20 protein-coding genes and 1 pseudogene are annotated in these 19,985 nt (G+C 37.3%); 12 read left to right on the forward strand and 9 right to left on the reverse strand.

Features of this window, described 5'->3' with window-relative positions; genetic code table 11:
• Positions 1-30 precede the first annotated feature (30 nt).
• Both pepT and D0S48_RS11325 read left to right on the forward strand, forming a co-directional pair.
• Positions 31-1,257 (forward strand): peptidase T, encoded by a 1,227-nt coding sequence (gene pepT / locus D0S48_RS11320; protein ID WP_151111711.1) that lies wholly within the window; start codon positions 31-33, stop codon positions 1,255-1,257.
• A gap of 12 nt (positions 1,258-1,269) precedes the next feature.
• A pseudogene (locus D0S48_RS11325) lies at positions 1,270-2,231 on the forward strand (multidrug resistance efflux transporter family protein).
• Positions 2,232-2,290: 59 nt separating this feature from the next.
• On the opposite strand, the gene D0S48_RS11330 reads toward D0S48_RS11325, so the two are convergent.
• Complete coding sequence (locus D0S48_RS11330) at positions 2,291-4,447, reverse strand: YhgE/Pip family protein (RefSeq protein WP_151111713.1); 2,157 nt, start codon at positions 4,445-4,447, stop codon at positions 2,291-2,293.
• 144 nt (positions 4,448-4,591) lie between these two features.
• On the reverse strand, positions 4,592-4,939 hold the full coding sequence (locus tag D0S48_RS11335) for a DUF6054 family protein (protein WP_151111715.1): 348 nt from the start codon (positions 4,937-4,939) through the stop codon (positions 4,592-4,594).
• Positions 4,940-5,764: 825 nt separating this feature from the next.
• Between D0S48_RS11335 and D0S48_RS11340 the strand changes: the two genes are divergently transcribed.
• Together D0S48_RS11340 and D0S48_RS11345 are read left to right on the forward strand one after the other, a co-directional pair.
• The gene (locus D0S48_RS11340; protein WP_144538333.1) at positions 5,765-6,079 is read left to right on the forward strand and encodes a DUF3243 domain-containing protein; all 315 of its coding nucleotides are present in this window, start codon (positions 5,765-5,767) and stop codon (positions 6,077-6,079) included.
• Positions 6,069-6,281: a hypothetical protein gene (locus D0S48_RS11345; protein WP_151111717.1), complete on the forward strand. Its 213-nt coding sequence runs from the start codon at positions 6,069-6,071 to the stop codon at positions 6,279-6,281. The genes D0S48_RS11340 and D0S48_RS11345 overlap by 11 nt, the downstream gene beginning before the upstream one ends.
• A gap of 255 nt (positions 6,282-6,536) precedes the next feature.
• Here D0S48_RS11345 and D0S48_RS11350 read toward each other — a convergent pair whose 3' ends face one another.
• Genes D0S48_RS11350 through D0S48_RS11360 form a run of 3 tightly spaced genes read right to left on the reverse strand, consistent with a single transcriptional unit; the run spans position 6,537 to position 8,482 of the window.
• Positions 6,537-6,926 (reverse strand): DnaJ family domain-containing protein, encoded by a 390-nt coding sequence (locus tag D0S48_RS11350; RefSeq protein WP_151111719.1) that lies wholly within the window; start codon positions 6,924-6,926, stop codon positions 6,537-6,539.
• A gap of 9 nt (positions 6,927-6,935) precedes the next feature.
• Positions 6,936-7,382, reverse strand: a complete 447-nt coding sequence (locus D0S48_RS11355; protein ID WP_144538330.1) for a PH domain-containing protein — start codon at positions 7,380-7,382, stop codon at positions 6,936-6,938.
• A gap of 11 nt (positions 7,383-7,393) precedes the next feature.
• Positions 7,394-8,482, reverse strand: a complete 1,089-nt coding sequence (locus D0S48_RS11360; protein WP_151111721.1) for an AI-2E family transporter — start codon at positions 8,480-8,482, stop codon at positions 7,394-7,396.
• Between the two features lie 138 nt (positions 8,483-8,620).
• Between D0S48_RS11360 and D0S48_RS11365 the strand changes: the two genes are divergently transcribed.
• Positions 8,621-9,061, forward strand: coding sequence for an NUDIX hydrolase (locus D0S48_RS11365; RefSeq protein ID WP_144538328.1), 441 nt, complete (start codon positions 8,621-8,623; stop codon positions 9,059-9,061).
• Positions 9,062-9,375: 314 nt separating this feature from the next.
• Here D0S48_RS11365 and D0S48_RS11370 read toward each other — a convergent pair whose 3' ends face one another.
• Positions 9,376-10,815, reverse strand: coding sequence for a DEAD/DEAH box helicase (locus tag D0S48_RS11370; RefSeq protein WP_144538324.1), 1,440 nt, complete (start codon positions 10,813-10,815; stop codon positions 9,376-9,378).
• 275 nt (positions 10,816-11,090) lie between these two features.
• Here D0S48_RS11370 and D0S48_RS11375 point away from each other — a divergent pair, with 275 nt between their 5' ends.
• Positions 11,091-11,312 (forward strand): DUF2187 family protein, encoded by a 222-nt coding sequence (locus D0S48_RS11375; RefSeq protein ID WP_144538323.1) that lies wholly within the window; start codon positions 11,091-11,093, stop codon positions 11,310-11,312.
• Here D0S48_RS11375 and recQ read toward each other — a convergent pair.
• Both recQ and D0S48_RS11385 read right to left on the reverse strand, forming a co-directional pair.
• The gene (gene recQ, locus D0S48_RS11380; protein ID WP_151111723.1) at positions 11,297-13,063 is read right to left on the reverse strand and encodes a DNA helicase RecQ; all 1,767 of its coding nucleotides are present in this window, start codon (positions 13,061-13,063) and stop codon (positions 11,297-11,299) included. The genes D0S48_RS11375 and recQ overlap by 16 nt on opposite strands.
• Before the next feature lie 40 nt (positions 13,064-13,103).
• Positions 13,104-13,349, reverse strand: a complete 246-nt coding sequence (locus tag D0S48_RS11385) for a hypothetical protein (protein ID WP_144538321.1) — start codon at positions 13,347-13,349, stop codon at positions 13,104-13,106.
• Between the two features lie 277 nt (positions 13,350-13,626).
• Between D0S48_RS11385 and D0S48_RS11390 the strand changes: the two genes are divergently transcribed.
• A complete protein-coding gene (locus tag D0S48_RS11390) occupies positions 13,627-14,820 on the forward strand; it encodes a class I SAM-dependent rRNA methyltransferase (protein WP_151111725.1) in 1,194 nt (397 codons plus the stop codon).
• A 448-nt stretch (positions 14,821-15,268) separates the two neighbouring features.
• On the opposite strand, the gene D0S48_RS11395 is transcribed toward D0S48_RS11390, so the two are convergent.
• Positions 15,269-15,694, reverse strand: coding sequence for a GatB/YqeY domain-containing protein (locus D0S48_RS11395; RefSeq protein WP_151111726.1), 426 nt, complete (start codon positions 15,692-15,694; stop codon positions 15,269-15,271).
• 140 nt (positions 15,695-15,834) lie between these two features.
• Here D0S48_RS11395 and D0S48_RS11400 point away from each other — a divergent pair, with 140 nt between their 5' ends.
• The 5 genes from D0S48_RS11400 to D0S48_RS11420 all read left to right on the forward strand — a co-directional run bounded on the left by D0S48_RS11400 (position 15,835) and on the right by D0S48_RS11420 (position 19,870).
• Complete coding sequence (locus tag D0S48_RS11400; protein WP_151111728.1) at positions 15,835-16,170, forward strand: ArsR/SmtB family transcription factor; 336 nt, start codon at positions 15,835-15,837, stop codon at positions 16,168-16,170.
• An 18-nt stretch (positions 16,171-16,188) separates the two neighbouring features.
• A complete protein-coding gene (locus D0S48_RS11405) occupies positions 16,189-17,484 on the forward strand; it encodes an arsenic transporter (protein ID WP_151111730.1) in 1,296 nt (431 codons plus the stop codon).
• A 21-nt stretch (positions 17,485-17,505) separates the two neighbouring features.
• The gene (arsC, locus tag D0S48_RS11410) at positions 17,506-17,925 is read left to right on the forward strand and encodes an arsenate reductase (thioredoxin) (protein ID WP_151111732.1); all 420 of its coding nucleotides are present in this window, start codon (positions 17,506-17,508) and stop codon (positions 17,923-17,925) included.
• A gap of 92 nt (positions 17,926-18,017) precedes the next feature.
• On the forward strand, positions 18,018-18,464 hold the full coding sequence (locus tag D0S48_RS11415) for a MarR family winged helix-turn-helix transcriptional regulator (RefSeq protein ID WP_151111734.1): 447 nt from the start codon (positions 18,018-18,020) through the stop codon (positions 18,462-18,464).
• A gap of 71 nt (positions 18,465-18,535) precedes the next feature.
• A complete protein-coding gene (locus D0S48_RS11420) occupies positions 18,536-19,870 on the forward strand; it encodes an NAD(P)-binding domain-containing protein (RefSeq protein WP_151111736.1) in 1,335 nt (444 codons plus the stop codon).
• Positions 19,871-19,985: the final 115 nt, after the last annotated feature.

Below are 19,985 nucleotides of genomic sequence, written 5' to 3' on the forward strand. Positions count from 1 at the left end.
TATGCTTTGCATATTGGAGGAGATTTTAACATGAAAGAAATACTGATTGAACGCTTAACAAGATACGCAAAAATAGATACTCAATCCAACGCTTCGAGCAATTCTTGCCCTTCTACCAAAGGTCAATGGGACCTGCTTCATTTATTGGAGAAGGAATTAGGCGAGCTTGGAATGGAAGAAATAACTTTAGATGAAAATGGATACTTATTTGCTTCTCTTCCTGCTAATACAGATAAAGAAGTCGCTACAATTGGTTTCTTAGCACATGTAGATACAGCAACAGATTACACGGGCAAAAACGTAAATCCACAGCTAATCGAAAACTATGATGGCCAGGATATTCAACTAAATGATCATACTGTAATGTCTGTCACAGACTTTCCAGAACTTAAACAGTATATAGGTCAGACACTAATGACTACAGACGGAAAGACTTTGCTAGGTGCTGATAACAAAGCAGGAATCGCTATTATTATGACTGCTATGGAATACTTCCTGCAAAATCCGGGAGTTCAGCACGGGAAAATCCGTGTAGCGTTTACTCCAGATGAAGAAATTGGTCGTGGACCACATAAGTTTAACGTAGAGAAATTCGAGGCTAAATATGCGTACACGATGGACGGAGGTCCTCTTGGGGAACTGCAATATGAAAGCTTCAATGCAGCTGGCGTTAAAGTAACCACTCACGGTAAAAGTGTACACCCTGGCTCTGCTAAGGGAAAATTGGTGAACTCCATTACAATGGCTACTAAATTCCAGTCTCACATGCCTTTGGATGCCGTGCCAGAAAAAACGGATGGAAATGAAGGATTTATTCATCTGATGAATTTTAATGGAGACGTAGAAAAATCTGAGTTAAGCTACATTATTCGTGATCATGATCGCGAAAAATTTGAAGCTAAAAAACAGCTTTTTCAAGATACTGCAGAAAAAATTAGAGCTGAATATGGAGAAAATACAATTACCGTTGACATTAAAGACCAATACTATAACATGGGCGAGAAAATTACACCTGTTATGGAAATTGTAGATATTGCGAAGAATGTTATGATTTCATTAGATATTGAACCATTAATCATTCCTATTCGCGGAGGAACAGATGGTTCTCAGCTTTCCTTCATGGGTATGCCAACTCCAAATATTTTTACAGGTGGAGAAAACTATCACGGGAAATACGAGTATATCTCTGTAGATGCTATGGAAAAGGCTACAGAAGTGATGAAGGGAATCATTCAATCTTTCGAAAAACAGGCATAAGTAGGTGCTTCCATGCGTGAAATAACATTAGGAATTCTGGCCTCACTATTTTTTGCTGTTACATTTATACTAAATCGTTCTATGGAAGTATCGGGGGGAGCTGGCTTTGGAGCTCTTCTCTTCGCTACTTTTTTATGGTGCCATTTTTATTCTTCATTGTATTCTTTCGAAATGGTTTACCGACTATGGTTAAGGAGCTTAAAATTGCACCAATAACTTGGTTAGTCTGGAGTTTTGTAGGATTTGGTTTGTTCTACGCGCCTTTAACCTTTGCCGCTGCCTATGGTCCTGGCTGGCTGATTTCTGGAATGTGGCAATTTACCATAGTCTCAGGAGTATTGTTAGCTCCCTTCTTCCTTGTAAAGGTTGGAGATCGACTCATAAGACAGAGGATTCCAAAGGTATCCCTTATTATATCTTTTATTATTTTAATAGGAATAGTACTCATTCAAATACCTGATCTCCAAAACTTAAACGGGAGTATGTTGCTTTTAGGAGTTTTACCAGTTCTAATAGCCACTTTTGCTTATCCTCTCGGTAATCGAAAGATGATGGAGCATTTAGGAGGCAGGCTAGATACGTTTCAAAGAGTCCTTGGGATGACTATTGCTTCTATGCCATTATGGATCATACTTGCTATCTATGCGACTTTTACCGTGGGACTACCTTCTAGCAGTCAAGTATTTCAATCATTTATAGTGGGAGTTAGCTCTGGAGTTATCGCTACCACGCTCTTCTTTATGGCAACCGATCTAGTACGAGACAACCAAGGAAAGCTAGCAGCAGTGGAAGCTACACAATCTACAGAAATAATATTTGTAATAATTGGAGAAATGGTTTTATTAAGTATCCCTTTACCTCCAGCCTTAGCGTTAGTAGGCTTAGGAGTTATTATCTTCGGCATGGTACTACACTGCTACTATACAACGGTTCAAACTACTAAACTGATAACTTCTAAAACATCGAATAACTAGAAAAAATATGAGACACTCGTTAAGTTCTTTGACGAGTGTCTCTTTTTATATCTTAGATATTACACTGTAGCTTCTGTCACTTGGTTTCTTTCTGTGATATAGCGAGCTACATGCTTGTAGCTAATAGCAAATACGACAAACGTCAGTAGAAGGAATGCTACTAGGCAGATTAGAAGTACAAATGCATTTGCCATCATAAATCCTGGATCACCTAAAGAAATAACAGCTTTAAGACCTGCATTTGAATATGTCAGCGGTAAAAACTTACTAAGTGCCTGTAAATTTTCCGGTAACATAGGTATCGGCAGATTGGAGCCTGTTGTAGAAAGCTGAAGCACTATGAAAGCTAGAGCTATAAAGCGCCCAATGTTCCCTCCTATTGCCACTAAGAAGAAAATAATAGACATAAACGCCAAGCTAACAAAGATTGTAAATAATATAAACAATCCAATGTTATTTACTTGAAGCTTTAAAATGAATAATGAAAATAAGGATACTATTAGACCTTGTGTTATAGCAAATAATGAAAGTTGCATTAGTTTACTTGCGTACCAACTAAATAGTGAACCAGGTAAAGTAACGGGACGTTTGAAATCAACTATAAATGATAATATTAATATGCCAACAAATAAAGCTAAAGAAATAATGTATGGGGCCGTAGAATCACGGTAATAGTTATAGCTATTTACCGTCTCACCTTTAAAGCTAACTGGGTTAGAGAATTTAGTAATGTTAGCTTCACTCACTTGAATACTGTTAACCTGATCAGCTCCACCAGCTAAACCAGTTTGAAGCTCCTGGCTTCCAGATTGCAATTGATTAGCACCATCATTTAGTGAAGTTACCCCTAAAGTCATCGTCTCCCAACCAACCGCAACAGTTTCGTTACCATCACTAATTTGTGTAAGTCCTGCTTTTAAATCGTTCACTGCATTTCCAATTTTCGTCCAAGAACTAGCGACAGTAGCATTTCCGTTTGCAACTTGGTTTGCACCTGCTTTTAAACGAGTAATTCCAGCATTAGCTGTTGTTTGCCCTTCCACTAATTGATTGATACCAGCGTCCAGTTGCTTAGATCCGTTAGTAAGCTGAGTCGCTCCTGCAACTAATGCATCTGCACCCTGTTTTAATGGTTGAACCTGTTGATCAAATTGAGCAAGACCTTTTGTAATTGCGTCACTCGTTCCAACAAGAGTCATAAATTCCGCGTCCGTTGCAAGCTCAGGATGCTTTGCTAAATATCCTTTCAAACCTTCTGTTAGTCCTTGTGAACCTCCTGAAAGCGTTTTCGTGGATTCCGTTACTTTAGCCATTCCTCCTGCTAACTGCTCCGCTCCTGGCTTTAATTGTTTCTCTAAGCCCGTCGATAATGTCGTACTCCCTTTACTAACAGTCTTTAATCCATTCAGTACTTGATCAGAACCTGCCTTAAGAGAATCTAAGCCCTGGACAACCTCCTTGGAACCTGTTGCCAACCTTTTAATATCTTTCTCTCCACCGTTAATAGAAATAAGTAATTGGCTAGCACCATCCTCAGCTGTTTTCGCTCCAGACGCTAGCTTTTGGATATCTCCAGACTTCTCATTTAGAGATTGTAATAATTGACTCGTACCAGCCGAAAGACTAGCAGTTCCCTCATATAGTTTGCTAGAACCATCGGCTCCTGAAGCGAATCCACTAGAAATATCACCGAATCGGGCAAATAATGTTTTAGTATAAGTTTCTGTAATTTTATTTCCTAGCTGTTCTCGAATTTTTTCTGTAGCACTTTTAGTAACCTGAGCAGCCATGAAGTTTAGCCCTTCATTTTGAGTATAAATTACTTCTGCCACCTCTGGATTAGCATCAAGTACAGTTGTAACTTTTCTAGAAAAGTCCTCTGGAATTTCAATTACCATATAATACTTCTGACTCTTAAGACCCTTTTCTGCTTCTTCCTTAGATACAAAGTTCCAACCTAGCGAAGGGTTTCTCTTCAAGTCTTTCACTAAATCATTCCCTACATTTATTGGAGCTCCCCCTGATTCAGCGCCTGCATCATTATTAACAAATGCCACAGGTAAATTGTCTAGATTGTCATACGGTCCCCATGTAGCAGATAACAAAACAGCTACATAGATAACTGGAATTAACAAAACTCCAATTAGTGAAAATAACACCCCTTTTTTCTCTGTTAGCTTGGATAATTCCACGCTCAACATTTTGAACGCACCCATACATAACCCCCTATATAAATTAAAAAATGTAGAAGTAAAAATGAATGGTCATTCATTTTTATTCCTACATTAATTATATTTTAAATTTTTAGATTTTTCATTATTTTTGTTAAATAGTAATAATAGACTATAAATATCAAAATGTCACTGTTCTATAACATGATTTTCCAATGCCCGCCTAACACTGTCTACAAAATCACCGCCAGCTCCCCAATTAAATCGAAGAAAAGCTCCTTGTCCTCCTCCAGAGGCAGCAGCGTGAACCTTTGTGCTTCCTTCTAGATTATCCAATGTAATAGTTAGAGAAGCTCTGTTGCTAGTTCTATAATAAAATTTTTCTATTACACAAACAACAACCTCTTGAGCTCCGACTGTACGTTTATGAACGTCTAATACCTTACCGGAAATAGACCCTGTAACAATTGACTCTTCTATCATTCTCAAAGCATTAATAGGTGTAATATTCACATAAAAATCTCGCACATCTTTCATTGTAAATCCCCCTTTCTAAATTTACGGATAAAAAGGTAAAAGGTTACAACTACGGATGCTTCTATTTGATTTAGTATAAAATAATCAGTATCTCTATTTCACTTATTAGGCTATGGCATTCACCTTAATGAGATTTATTCCATTTTCTCGTAAATAACTGTATTTGATTCGCACATAATAATTAGTACACAAACAAATTGGACAAGGATCTTTATAATTAGCTATTCCTGAACGATTGATATTATATACACATCAATGAAAAAATACAGTCATTTGTAATGCATCTCGGCTTTCTATCACAATGATGAGGACTCTGCTTCTAATCCGCCTTTACTCTTTTACAAATCCTTAATACTCGATTTCCTAATGCCATTGTATTATTAGCTATCCATTTATATCTTCACGTTTCCTTATAATTTGCCCTGTTTTGCATTCTTTATGTCTTGCCTATTCTGTTTTTTACAATCCAGATATGAATTAGAGAATTGAAAATACAATCCCACCACTACTTTATTAACTAAATTTGAAAGCAAAAAAAAAACGACATCACTAAGGATGCCGTTAAAAATATGCACGAACTTAACGTTGAGGGGGTTAAGTATGCAAAAAATTCAGCCACAATTTGGAGAAAAGTTGCTGGTAAGAACCTTCTCACTAATTGAGTAAGCTCTATACGATAATGATAATCATTTTCAATTGAGTTGTCAACTATTTATATAATTGGGTTTTTACTTGCAATTATAGTTTGATAAAAAATGGAAGATGCATATTCCCTAAAACTTTGGGAATAGCTAAGAACAATCCAAAAAAAAGGAGTGAGAAAGAATGGATCGCAAAATAGACAAACAAGTGGAAGTCGCATTGGAAAGCTTCAGTACCGATGAAAAAAATGATATCCTAAAAAACTTTACTACGTTTAAGGACTATCTATCTGACAAAGTGAGAATCGGTGAAAAAATGGGTCTTAGCGATGATACTTTAGCGAAAGCTACTGAAAAAGTTGCTGGATACCTTGCTGCTAACGAAGAACCGAAAAATCGCGAAGAACACCTATTACAGCAATTATGGAAAAGTGCAGATAAAGATCAACAACATGCGCTTAGTCATATGCTTTTAAAGCTAACAAGAAATGAAGGATAGACGGGAAGAATCAGATGGTCGCTTACTCGATAATCCCGATAGGGTAAAGACAACGAAAATGAGTCTGTTTGATATGCATCAAGATATGCAAACCGTCGATGCAATTTCTGTAGAGGATTTAAACATACAGGTGCAAGATGAAAGAAATCATACCCACACAAAAGACCGTTCTTCAAGTGAAGAACGATTTCCCCCAAGATAAGTTTTAAGATGCTCCTAGTAGCAACAAAAAAGAATGCTCCGTTCCCCTCGGAGCATTCTTTTTTTTATTATAAATATACTAAGCATATTAGCACCGATAGCTGTTTTTTTACTATAGCCTAATGTGTCTAAAAGAAAGCTAATACATATCGCAGCTGTAAAAGTTGGTAAAATATAGCCGCCAGTAGAACCAAATAACCCCGCTTAATTGATTTATATATTTAATTATTTTAGGTGCACGAGGTAAGACTATTTCTTAATGCCAACGGTTTAATGCATTTTCTACCGATTCTAATTTCACCGTACTTTTTTGCATTGGAGGTGGGCAGGATTTATTGTAGGCTAAAATCTTTTCATTCACCTTTGTAACTCGGAAGTGCAGGTCCTCATTAAGACCCTGTGCATACTTCGTAGCGATATGCTGTAATTCATCACGGATCTCATGCTGTAGCTTGAGCCAATGTGGTTTATATCCGGCATCCTTAGCTACTTTCTGAAAGTGCTGAAAGATGTCCCCCTTAAAATACTCTTCAGAAAGCGGCTTTCCAGCGCCCTTTAAGTTTTCCATCCCACCAGTTTTTTCATAGTTCCTTAGAATGTCCCCCATCAAATCATTCACAGGAGGAATATATTCGTCTTTGTCCATCATTAATCCTTATTTCAAAGAGATATGTGGAGCTTTTTCCGACAAAACTAATAAGAATTTCTGTTGCTCACTAGGCGAAATAATCACACTACCAAGGGATGCTTTTTTATAGTGAATCTCAATTGCATCCTTGGAAGAAAGAATCCGATAACCAGCTAGAATCTGTGAAGTTTTATTGACCTTCGTAATATCTTCATATGGAATTTTACTTCTGAATGGTCCCCCTTTAATAAATAAATAATTCTCCTTGAAGGAGTATTCAATATCAAAGGTCAACCACAAAATAAACGCAACACACATGACAAACAATGAACTAATAATAATTACAGCTTTTACATCTACATTATCTGACCATAGTTCATAAACTACAGGTACCAGAGTAGCAAGAGCTACTATAGATATCGCACTCATGATTATATAAGTAAAGGTTTTATCAATTTTAGATTTAAAGGTCATCCCATCGCCTCCTAAACAGATTTCGTGGCTGTGTCCTTAATACCTTCCCGGTGGGCATAAATATTTTTCAAAATCGCTTTTACTACCGCATAGGTTGGTACCCCTAAAATGATGCCCATAAGACCGGCAATATTTCCTGCTGCTAAAATAATCGTGATTACCGTTAACGGATGAATATCCAATGATTTACCCATTACATTAGGCGTAATGAAGTTACTTTCAATCTGCTGAGCAACTAGCATAATAATTGCCACATAGATAGCTAACTTAGGCTCTTGAATTAAAGCAATAATGAGAGCAGGCACTAATGATATATACGGCCCTAAGAAAGGAATAACATTCATAATCATCCCAAACAGTGCTAGCAGTAATGCATACTCTAGACCAATAGCTGTATATCCGATAAATAGCATAACTCCCACTAGAAAACTAACAAACAATTGCCCTTGAACATAAGAACGAAGTGTATCGTCAATATCCGATAAAGTTTTACGTATGAAGATTTTCTTTTCACCTTTAAAGAACTGCGTAATGAAAGGAACAAACTTCTCGTGATCCTTCAACATATAGACAAGGAAGAATGGTACAAGAACTAGTAAAAGTACCCCTTGGAAAACATTCTGGATGAACTTGACTATAAAACCACCGGCAGATACTGCTATTGTTTCAATTTTTCCGCTTGCGCTATCCAAAGTTGTTTGGAGGGCCTTTGGTAGTTCTCCTATTTTCTCTCGTTGAGAAATTGTGTAATTAATAAAATCTTCTATTTCTTCTACCATTTCCGGTGTATTATTTACCAGAGCATTCACCTGTTTGGTCAATACCGGGCTTACAAGTGCTATAAAGCCCCATATAAGTAGACCAATTACGATAAATACAGATATAATACTTGCCCATCTAGGAAACTTTTTGGATTCTAGCCATTTTTGAAGAGGTCTTGATAAGTAGAAGAGCACCCCTCCTAATAATAACGGCATAAAAATTGCTTGAGCTATTATCATAAATGGAGAGAAAATAGACTTAACTTGCATGAACATAAAAATAATCAATAACGTAAATAAAATTGCAGTTCCAACTTGAAACCATAGTTTTTTAGTCAACTAACTTTCACATCCTCAATGTATGTTTAACTTAATATTCTATACGCATTATCTTTAGGTAAGTTTCACTTATATACGTATCGTAACATTTTTATAGTAAACTGTTAATAAATCTTAATTTGGAGAGGGGGAAGACTTTTGGAATACTATAAAACACTGCGCCAATATGTTGGTCATCAGCCTCTTATACTTCCTGGGTCAGTCGTGCTAATACTAAACAATAATAAAGAGGTACTACTTCAAGAAAGAGCGACAGGAGTTTATGGTCTGCCTGGCGGTCTAATGGAGCTGGGTGAGAGCTTGGAAGATACTGCACGCCGAGAGGTCTTTGAGGAGACAGGCTTGCGTATAGGTAAACTTACACTATGTCATGTCTATTCTGGTCAAGATTATTATATCGAAAACCCAAACGGAGATACTTTCTATTCGGTTACAGCTGTCTACAAAACAAACGAATTTGAAGGTATTCTTACTCCAGATGGCTTGGAAACTATCTCTCTTCAATTTTTCCCTCCAAATAACTTGCCCGAAGGTATTGTAGCATCTTATCGCACCTTTATAGAGAACGAGCTATTCTAGTCACTAGTTGTTAAACTTAACATACTAGGTGAGAACCTGTCTCTTTTGATTCAAGAATATACAAAAGAATAAAATGGTTAGTGAAAAGTCAGCGGACTAATGGATGCTTACTTATTTTATCTTATTCATGATATGCCTACTTATCTTTATATTCAAATCGTGGGAATTTTACTACTTCCCACTTCGTCTGGCTTAAGGTGGTATCTAAATCCAAAAACGAGTAAAAATTCACAGCCCTCTTCAAGTAGCCTAACCAAATTTGAAAAGCATTTGCTTTCATACTAAAAAAAGAGAAGGAAAACTCCTTCTCTTTTTTATTTATGGGCAATATGAACTTTTAGAAGTTTACCCTTTATCGTTGTATTTCTCATCTTTTTCAAAACAAGAGGACCTTTTCCATTTAGGATTTCAACGTAGGAAACATTATCTTGAATAGTAATAATACCTATATCATCCGCAGAAATGCCTTCAATTTTAGCTATTGTTCCAACAAAATCTACTGCACGGATTTTCTTCTTCTTCCCGCCATTGAAATATAACTTAGTAATATTAGCGTTCAGCTGCTCGCCCTTCGACTTTTTAAATTCAGGCTGCTCCTGCATTTTCAAATCAAATGCCGCGCGATTCTGAGCTACTGCTTCTGCCTTCATTTCACTTCCACTAGGAATTTCAAAGCCAACAAACGCTTCTATTTCTTTCACAAATTTATCTTCATGAGGAGTTGCTAGCATAATGGATTTTCCACTTCTGCCTGCTCGTCCTGTTCGACCTGTCCGGTGAACATAGCTTTCTTGCTCTAATGGCACATCATAATGTACAACATGGGTAATATCTTCAATATCTATACCTCGGGCTGCAACATCCGTAGCTATCAAATAACGGAACTCTCCTCTTCGGAAATCGTCCATTACCTCAAAACGATCCTCCTGCATCATGCCTCCATGAATCTTATCTGCTGTATAACCTTTTTGATCCAGTGCATCTACCAGCTGATCTACGCGCTCTTTCGTACGGCAAAAGATAATACAGCTATCAGGATTTTCTACGATAGTTAATTTTTCTAAAAATGCTAACTTCTGATCATCCTTTACAACATATTTTACGTGTTCAATTTTAGGGGCGTCTTCTTCACCTGCGTCTATTTCTATTGATACTGCATCATTCATATATTTGCCGCTTAACGTTTTTATTTCTTGTGACAAAGTAGCAGAAAATAGCATTGTAGTTCGTTTTTTAGGAAGTAGCTTTATAATAGATTCCACTTGATCTAGGAAGCCCATATTTAACATTTCGTCTGCTTCATCGATAACTAAGTATTCTATCTTGGACACATCCAATGTTCCTTTTTCCATGTGGTCAAGCACTCGACCTGGTGTACCTACAACAATATGTGTTTTTTGTTTTAATGCCAGCTTTTGTTTTGCAAAAGGCGATTTTCCATATAACGCTAGCCCTTTAATTCGCTTATAGCGACCGATATTCGTAATATCCTCTTGAACCTGTACTGCAAGCTCTCTTGTTGGAGTTAACACTAATGCCTGAGGCTTATTTTCTTCCCAGTCCACTAACTCACATAAAGGTGTAGCGAAAGCTGCCGTTTTACCACTACCGGTTTTGGATTTCACTAGAATATCTTGCTTTGACAACGCTACTGGTATCACCTTCTGTTGTACCTCGGTTGGTTCTATATATCCTAATTGTTCTATAGCTTGCAATATTTTATCATCTAACTTAAATTCTTTAAAATGCATCATGCATTATCTCCTCTATATGAAACCTTTTTTATCTTGCCATCTATCTCTATCATGAACAAATTCGTTATTCTCAAACCCTTGGATCTATACGTTATATCTAAATAGGTTATATTTCTAATACTTCCCCAAAACTTCTCCTTAAATTCTAAAGAGAGTTCGACAGCTTTCGCAAGGAAACTCTTTTTAATAATCTTAATCTACAATTTTCATCATAGAACTGTGGTATAATTACCATATCGCTCTGTGAGTGAAAATAATTGAAAAGAGGCAGATACATGAGTTTCCAACGACAACCTAAGGACGTTTCACCTTTCGTGGCAGCACGGAAAATTGATGAGAAGATCTCTTTTACACGTAATGATGTTGAAGTACAAGGTACTATTTTTAAAATTTTAGAGCAATCTGTTATTGTCGAAATATCTATGGAGGATGCGAAGAAAATTAATGTTCCTTCCAACCTTACAGTAGTATCTCATAAAAATTATACGGTGCTATAACGAAGTATTTCTTCCAGAAAAGCTTGACCATATTTGTCTCGCTTATTAGCACCTACTCCATGTACATCTAATAATTCATCTTCGGTTTGCGGACGCTTTACACACATGTCTTGTAATGTTTTATCAGAAAATATAACAAACGGTGGAACACCAGCTTCGTCCGCAATTTTTTTCCGAAGTACCCTTAAACCTTCAAATAATGGTTCATTCTTAGCGATTTGCTTTGTGACCGCCACTCCCTTACGAGTTATCTTTCTCTTTCCTAACAACACATCTTTTCCTGCATCTGATATATAAATTGTCGGCATACTACCCTGCTTTACTAATAGTAATCCTTCCGCAATCATAAACTCCATAAGCCCTAAAACTTCTTTAGAGGATTTATTTTTTAAAATCCCATAAGTAGATAGCTTAGTAAACCCAAAATCTACCACTTTTTTGTTTTGAGAACCAGTTAATACCTGAGCGATAATCGTCTTACCAAATTTTTGTCCCATCCTTACCACACAAGATAGAACCATCTGTACTTCCTTTGTTACATCCTGCACTTCTCTGGAATCCGTACAATTTCCACATTGACCACAAGGTTCTCCATTTGGCTCACCGAAATATTGGACAATGTACTGCTGTAAGCAACTTTCTGTATGACAGTAGTCTACCATTCCTTGTAGCTTTTCTAGCTCTTGTGGAATTCGTTCACGGTCCAAAGCCTGATCTATTAAGAATCGTTGAGTTTGTACATCTTGAGATGCATATAACACGACACATTCACTTGCGAGCCCATCACGCCCAGCTCTTCCAGCCTCTTGGTAATAACTTTCCATGTTTTTTGGGAGCTGATAGTGAATGACGTATCTGACATTGGACTTGTCAATTCCCATTCCAAAAGCATTTGTAGCCACCATAACTTGTGCCTCGTCTGTTAGAAATCGCTCCTGCTCCTTATTTCTAAATGCCTCAGGCAATCCAGCATGGTATTTAGCTGCTTGTACCCCTGACTTGTTTAATAAATCATACAGCAAATCTACGGTTTTTCTTGTTGCTGCATAAATAATACCAACTTCGTGCGCATTCTTTTTAATAAAATCCTTCAGAAATTTATTCTTGTCTTGTCCAAGTACAACAGAGAACGAAAGATTGGAACGAGCAAATCCAGTGATAACCGTATTGCCGTCATTAATTTGTAGTAAACGACAAATGTCGTCTCGTACAGCTGGTGTTGCTGTCGCTGTTAGTGCTAGTACAACAGGGGGGTCTATAAATACGTCCTTTAATCGATGGATAGCACGGTAGCTAGGTCGAAAATCATGTCCCCATTGCGAGATACAGTGAGCCTCATCAACTGCTATTAATGGCACCTTCACTTTTTTTAATTGGTTTAAAAAACTTTGAGACTCCAAACGCTCTGGTGCAATATATAGCATTCTATATTGGCCATTCAAAACCTCTTCCATCGTTTCTCTGACTTCTTCTGCCGTCAATGTACTATTGATAAAAGTTGCTGGTATCCCAGCCTGCAACAATGTGTCAACTTGATCCTTCATCAGAGAGATTAGAGGAGAGATTACTATCGTAGTACCATCTAGTAATAGGGACGGAATTTGATAGCAAAGAGACTTTCCGCCTCCTGTTGGCATTACGCATAGGCTCGACTTGCCATCCATTACATAGTTTATAATAGTCTCTTGTCCTTCTCGAAAAGAGTCATACCCATAATATTCCTGTAGTAGTTGTGTTGCATTTTCTAGCATGCTGGTCGCTCCTATCTAGTGAAGTAAAAAGGGAAACAGATTATTTTCCGCTTCCCTTCTTTTTATTCCCTGTATTAGTTTGATTTGTTTGGGGTTTTGGATCAACTTTGTCGATGTCTGGTTTTAAGAGGATATACCCTAAGAGAGAGGACACAATAGCTGCACCAAGTGCGATAAGGATCTTATTTATAATAGTCACTTCATTATATTCTTCTTGAGATAAAATAATCGATGCCAATACAGCCACAATTACCATGATCGGTATGATAACTTTTGATTTTTTCAAAGCGAACTTCCTTTCCGACATATAGTTTAGTATACCATAAATTCATAGGGAGAATGTGAGTACGTGGGTGAAATATGGAATGAGTTTGTTATCTTCTTGAAATGAGCCAATTAAAGTTATGTAAGATATGCCCTCCTACAACTCATTAATTGTCTCGTATAAGCACTTATGTCTTCTTCTCCATAAATTCCTTAAGCTCCACACCAAATACCCCATTCCTTTTTAAATCTAGTTTCTTATGTGATAATAGAGTAAACACATTTTAAGGATGAATTTGATGAGAAATGAAATAGATATAAAAGTAAAAGAGTTGTTAGCAAATGATTTACAGAAGGGCGTTCCTGTTTTATTGAAGGATGGCTTTCATGAAATAGATTCGTTAGTAGATGGCACAATCTTAAAGCTGCGTAATCCCGGTGGAAAATTTATCGGGAAAGGCTACGTCGGAAAGCAAAATAAAGGGATTGGCTGGTTACTTACCAAAAATGAAGCCGAAGCAATTGATACTGACTTCTTCCTAAAGAAAATCACCAATGCTTTGAAGCATCGGGATGATTATTTTAATAGCGATGATACAACTGCTTTCCGCATCTTTAATGGGGAAGGAGATGGAATCGGCGGTTTAACTATTGATTATTTTGATGGTTTTTATTTAATCAGCTGGTACAGCCAGGGAATTTTTGCGTTTAAGGAGCTAATTTTAGAAGCATTGGAATCTGCTGTCCCTTCCTACAAAGGAATTTATGAAAAGAAACGATTTGATACTAAGGGACAATATTTAGAGGACGACGATTTTGTCAAAGGCAATCGAGGAGAATTCCCTCTCCTAGTAAAAGAAAATGGGGAAAATTTTGCAATATACTTGAACGACGGTGCGATGGTCGGAGTCTTTCTAGATCAAAGGGATGTCCGAAAAAAAATTCGTGATGAGTATGCCAAAGGAAAAAATGTTCTTAATACATTCTCTTATACTGGTGCATTTTCTGTTTTTGCTGCAGCTGGTGGTGCTAAGAAAACTACTAGCGTCGATTTAGCTAAGCGTAGTTTGAGCAAAACAACTGAGCAATTTGAGGTAAATGGAATTGACGTTGAGAAGCAGGATATCATCGTCATGGATGTCTTTGATTATTTCAAGTACGCGAAGCGCAAGGAGCTATCCTTTGATATGGTCATTTTAGATCCCCCTAGCTTTGCACGTTCGAAAAAGTATACATTCAGCTCTGCCAAAGATTATACAAAATTATTGAAGGATGCAATTGCTATTACTGAAAAAAATGGTGTAATAGTTGCCTCCACGAACAATGCAACCTTTGGAATGAAAAAATTTAAAAGCTTTGTAGAAAAAGCTTTTAAAGAAAGCAGTCAAAAGTACGTAATTGAGGAAGAATTCTCTTTACCAAATGATTTCCGTACTTCCCCACTTTTTAAAGAGGGTAACTATTTAAAAGTACTTTTCATACGAGCTATATAAGAAAAGTGTAAGCGGCTGATCTGCACCGACAAGCAAATGAGGAAATGCGAAGAGGCAGCTCCTCAGCCACCGCAGTAGTTCCTCATTTGACCTCGAGGGGCAAGCCGCTGAAACTGGACAATAAGAAAAGGGTAAGCGGCTGTTTCTGCACCGACAAGCAAATGGAGGCATTTCTTCATTCGATGCAAATATCCTTGGTTGCGCTGAACCGGACAAGTAAGTAATGGGACAATGTTTTATCATTACTGCAAGGTTCCGGGTGTTCTCTGCAAGGGTTAAGTAAATTTGTGCAAGGTTCTAACCCTTTTCCGCAAGGTTTTGGACCATTTGTGCAAGGTCTAACCCTTTTCCGCAAGGTTTACAATGCGCTCGATAAGCTTATTTATTTGGCCCTCCAAGCAAATATAAAGAGGATGGTCGTGACTCAAATCACGACCATCCCTTTTTTTTAGATTAAGCTCTTTACCACTTTAGATGTTGTAGCGCCATCTGCTTTTCCTGATAGTAATGGTTTAGCAATTTTCATTGCATCTCCCATGTTCATTCCCTTAGTAACTCCAGCTTCTGTTAGAGCTGCAGCAATTTCTTCCTCACTTAATTGTTTAGGCAAGAAGCTCTTCAGTAATACCAGCTTTGCTTCCTCTTTTTCGATTAAATCTTCACGTCCTGCATCTTTTGCGCCATCCAATGCTTGGTTTGTTTGTTTTACTTCACGGTTTACTACCGCTACTTCCTCTTCTGGAGTTAAAGAGGATCCTTTTTCTTTTTCCGCTTTATCTAGAGCTGCCTTTAAAAGGGTTAATACTCCCTTAGAAAGCACATCTTTATCACGCATCGCTTGTTTCAATTGATCAAATACTGCTGTTTTTAACATTTTAATACTTCCCTTCTACTTTACATCTCATTTATTTTATTATAGTCCACCTCTTCTTCTCCTGTAAAATTTAGTTGCATTTAATATATAAGCAAAGTATTATATAAGCGATTACTTATATAAAAAAGGAGAAATATCTTATGACACAGGAAATAGAACGAGCAGCGAATATATTCAAGCTGTTGGGTGATAAAACACGACTCAGCATGATTAAGATGCTTGAATCTCAAGATTATTGTGTTTGTGAATTTGTGGAGATATTCAAAACTAGCCAGCCTGCCATTAGTCAGCACATAAAAAAATTAAAGGATGCCGAGTTAGTTCGAGAGTCTAGACGGGGCCAATGGATTATCTATTCACTAAATAGAGATAATGAACTCTTTTCGCTTGTGAAGAGCATTCTTGCACATCTGCCAAATCAAGACTTTAACCTGAAGCAGCTAGAGGAACAAGGACGACGTATTACATGCAAGTAACTATTGGAGGTTTATAGATTGTCACCACTTATTTTAGCAACGATTATTTTTATCATCACACTTATCTTTGTCATTTGGCAGCCGAGGGGCTTGAATATTGGTTGGTCTGCCTGCGCAGGGGCAATTGTAGCATTGTTAGTTGGGGTCGTCGGATTTAATGATGTCCTAGAAGTTATAGATATCACCTGGAATGCGACCCTTTCCTTTATTGCCATTATCCTTATATCTTTAATCTTGGATGAGATTGGACTTTTTGAATGGGCTGCTCTTCATATGGCTAGAGCAGCAAAAAGCAACGGTATTAAAATGTTTGTCTATGTCAGTCTCCTGGGTGCAATAGTAGCAGCTTTCTTTGCTAATGATGGAGCTGCTCTAATCCTTACGCCAATTGTATTGGCAATGGTTCGTAATTTGAATTTTTCGGAGAAAATGATATTCCCCTTTATCATGGCCAGTGGTTTTATAGCAGATACGACTTCTTTACCGTTTGTCGTCAGTAATTTGGTAAACATTGTTTCTGCTGATTTCTTTGGCATTGGTTTTATAGAATACGCTTCTCGAATGATTCTACCGAATATATTTTCTTTAGCTGCAACTATCCTTGTATTGTTGTTTTATTTTAGAAAAAGTATTCCAAGAACGTATGATTTAACAAAGTTAAAAGAGCCTAAAGAAGCTATAAAAGATAAGAAAATGTTTCATCTATCCTGGTTTGTGCTTTCTATTTTATTAGTTGGTTACTTTACAAGCGAATTTATAGGACTTCCAGTTTCATTTGTAGCAGGTTTGGTTGCAATATTTTTTATTATTATGGCAAGAAAAAGTACGGTTGTGGATACTCGGGCTGTAGTAAAAGGAGCACCCTGGAATATTGTCTTTTTCTCTATTGGTATGTATGTAGTAGTTTACGGCCTTGGAAATGCTGGTTTGACACATGCTTTGGCAAAGGTTATTGAGGGCGCAGCAGAACACGGATTATTTACTGCAACGATGTCTATGGGCTTCATTGCTGCATTCTTATCATCAATCATGAACAATATGCCTACTGTAATGGTCGATGCCTTAGCTATAGCCGAGACGAATACTACGGGCACGATTAGGGAGGCACTTATATATGCCAATATAATAGGTTCCGACTTAGGACCTAAAATCACACCTATCGGATCACTCGCAACCCTTGTTTGGCTTCATGTTCTTTCACAAAAAGGCGTTAAAATTTCTTGGGGAGTATATTTTAAAACAGGTCTTATCTTAACAATACCTATATTATTCATTACGCTATTAGGATTATATTTGTCCTTAATAGCCTACTAAAACTAAAGGAGTAGATCTAATATGACCAACAAAATAATTTACTTTTTATGTACTGGTAATTCCTGCAGAAGTCAAATGGCAGAGGGCTGGGCTAAACACTATTTAAGCAAAGACTGGACAGTAAAAAGCGCTGGAATTGAAGCTCATGGTATTAATCCCAACGCTATAAAAGCCATGAAAGAGGTTGGCATTGATATTTCTAACCACACTTCCGATATTATTGATGAGGAAACACTTCATCAAGCAGAACTAGTTGTCACTCTATGTGGAGATGCTGCAGATAAATGCCCCGTAACACCTCCTCACGTTAAGAGAGTGCATTGGGGGTTTGATGATCCTGCCAAAGCAGATGGCTCGGAAGCACAAAAATGGAGCACCTTCCAGCGAGTTCGTGATGAAATTGGAGAAAGAATTAAGCACTTTAGCGAATACGGAAAGTAAATGTAACTTCGAGCATAAAAAGCTCGGAGTTTTACAGAAAATATTTGCATTTTACAAATAACTAGCATATGCTATATTCAGAGGTGAAACACATGGATAATAAACGAGAGCTTTTTCAAATACTTACACGTAGATTTGGATTATTAAATAAAAATTGCTGTACAATAGGTGCGGTGGACGTTTCCACCATACAAAGCCATATTCTCTATGAAATCGATAAACAGCCGGAAAAATCCATGCAACAAATTGCTGAAGCTCTTGCAGTAGATATCACCACCTTTAGTAGACAAATTCAAACATTAGTTAAGATGGAATTAGTAAAGAAAACACCATCACATACGGACAAAAGAGTTTATCTACTTTCTTTAACAACTAAAGGCAAGTTCGTCGCTACAACTATAGACCAATCGATGAATGACTATTTAGAAGAAGTATTTTCCCATATGAATGATTTTGAAAAAGAAACTGTCATACGCTCGATTCAATTATTGAATCAGGCGATGGCCAAATCAACTGTTTGTTGTACCCCACTACTTTAAGCAAGTGAAAGCTTGCTTAAAAAAATAGGGATTACTTGCATTTTACAAATAATATATTGGAGGTTATTTAAATGAATCAAATACAATTAAAGCCTATTAACACTGGATGCTGTTGTTCTCCTTCTGAAAAAGTTGAACCGAGCAAAGATTTACCTATTGCCATTATTGGTGCTGGACCAATTGGTTTAGCTGCCGCTGCTCATTTGGTAAATGCAGGAGAACGTTTCATAATTCTTGAGTCAGGTCAAAATGTTGGCCACCATATTACTTCTTGGGGGCATGTTCGTTTATTTTCACCATGGCAATATAACGTGGATAAAGTTGCGAAGAAATTGTTGGAGAAACAGGGGTGGATTGCTCCAAATCCTGAGGAACTTCCTCTAGGTCAAGAACTGGTTAGCAATTATTTAGAGCCTTTAGCTAGTCTTCCAGAAATAAAGAGCTCTCTTTTCCTTAATACGAGAGTATTATCTATTAGCAAAAAAGGATTAGATAAAATGAAGACTGCTAATCGATCAGATGCCCCCTTCATACTTTACACGGAGCAAGGCGGACTATCGAATAGAATCGAAGCGAGAGCTGTTATTGATGCAACTGGAACTTGGTCCAATCCAAATCCCATTAATGCAGACAACATATGGACTAATACGGAAAAAGATTTAAAAGATCATATATATTATGGAATTCCTCATATTCTTGGATCCGCTTTACAAAAATACAAAGGAAAACGAGTAGCGGTTGTTGGTGGTGGTCATTCGGCTATCAATACAATTCTAGAGCTCGCTCAGTTAAAAGACGATGTGAAAATCACATGGATTATGAGAAAGAAAAATGTAGAATCTGCATATGGAGGAGAGGAAAAGGACGCACTTGCAGCTCGAGGGGAATTAGGAAGTAAAATTCACCAGTTAATCGATTCAGGCAAGATTCAAGTATTTACACCATTCCATATCCACCAGCTTATCAAGACAGAGAAAGGTATTGAAATTGGTGGAGAATTCGCGAGCAAAGAGATGGTTCTCCCACCTGTCGATGAAATAATTGCTAATACAGGCAGTCGTCCAGATCTTTCCATGACAAGAGAGATTCGATTAAGCATTGATACTGCTACCGAGAGCGTAGAGGCTCTGGCTCCGTTAATCGACCCTAATCTTCATAGCTGTGGAACAGTTCGTCCCCATGGAGAAGAAGAATTACGACAGCCTGAAAAGGGATATTACATTGTTGGTATGAAAAGCTATGGTCGAGCACCTACATTTCTAATGGCTACAGGATATGAGCAAGTGCGCTCTATCTTAGCATATCTGACGGGAGATTTGGTTTCTGCCAAAAATGTTGAGTTGGATTTGCCAGAAACCGGTGTTTGTAGTGTGAATTTGAATGACCCAGCATCTACTTGTTGCTAGGAAAAGCGAGTAGGCTCTATAGTTTTTTTATTAATATAGAATCAAGAAGCTATACTAAACTTCACAAAAATATATCTCTTCAAAAAAATCCCGAGAACTCATGTCTCGGGATTTT

Origin of the sequence: Psychrobacillus sp. AK 1817, from assembly GCF_008807035.1 — a bacterium.
Lineage (GTDB): Bacteria > Bacillota > Bacilli > Bacillales_A > Planococcaceae > Psychrobacillus > Psychrobacillus faecigallinarum.

Coding starts and splice junctions, on each gene's coding strand:
- pepT (WP_151111711.1), top strand. CDS start 31: ATGAAAGAAATACTGATTGAACGCTTAACAAGATACGCAAAAATAGAT.
- D0S48_RS11330 (WP_151111713.1), bottom strand. CDS start 4,447: ATGGGTGCGTTCAAAATGTTGAGCGTGGAATTATCCAAGCTAACAGAG.
- D0S48_RS11335 (WP_151111715.1), bottom strand. CDS start 4,939: ATGAAAGATGTGCGAGATTTTTATGTGAATATTACACCTATTAATGCT.
- D0S48_RS11340 (WP_144538333.1), top strand. CDS start 5,765: ATGGATCGCAAAATAGACAAACAAGTGGAAGTCGCATTGGAAAGCTTC.
- D0S48_RS11345 (WP_151111717.1), top strand. CDS start 6,069: ATGAAGGATAGACGGGAAGAATCAGATGGTCGCTTACTCGATAATCCC.
- D0S48_RS11350 (WP_151111719.1), bottom strand. CDS start 6,926: ATGGACAAAGACGAATATATTCCTCCTGTGAATGATTTGATGGGGGAC.
- D0S48_RS11355 (WP_144538330.1), bottom strand. CDS start 7,382: ATGACCTTTAAATCTAAAATTGATAAAACCTTTACTTATATAATCATG.
- D0S48_RS11370 (WP_144538324.1), bottom strand. CDS start 10,815: ATGATGCATTTTAAAGAATTTAAGTTAGATGATAAAATATTGCAAGCT.
- D0S48_RS11375 (WP_144538323.1), top strand. CDS start 11,091: ATGAGTTTCCAACGACAACCTAAGGACGTTTCACCTTTCGTGGCAGCA.
- recQ (WP_151111723.1), bottom strand. CDS start 13,063: ATGCTAGAAAATGCAACACAACTACTACAGGAATATTATGGGTATGAC.
- D0S48_RS11390 (WP_151111725.1), top strand. CDS start 13,627: ATGAGAAATGAAATAGATATAAAAGTAAAAGAGTTGTTAGCAAATGAT.
- D0S48_RS11395 (WP_151111726.1), bottom strand. CDS start 15,694: ATGTTAAAAACAGCAGTATTTGATCAATTGAAACAAGCGATGCGTGAT.
- D0S48_RS11400 (WP_151111728.1), top strand. CDS start 15,835: ATGACACAGGAAATAGAACGAGCAGCGAATATATTCAAGCTGTTGGGT.
- arsC (WP_151111732.1), top strand. CDS start 17,506: ATGACCAACAAAATAATTTACTTTTTATGTACTGGTAATTCCTGCAGA.
- D0S48_RS11415 (WP_151111734.1), top strand. CDS start 18,018: ATGGATAATAAACGAGAGCTTTTTCAAATACTTACACGTAGATTTGGA.
- D0S48_RS11420 (WP_151111736.1), top strand. CDS start 18,536: ATGAATCAAATACAATTAAAGCCTATTAACACTGGATGCTGTTGTTCT.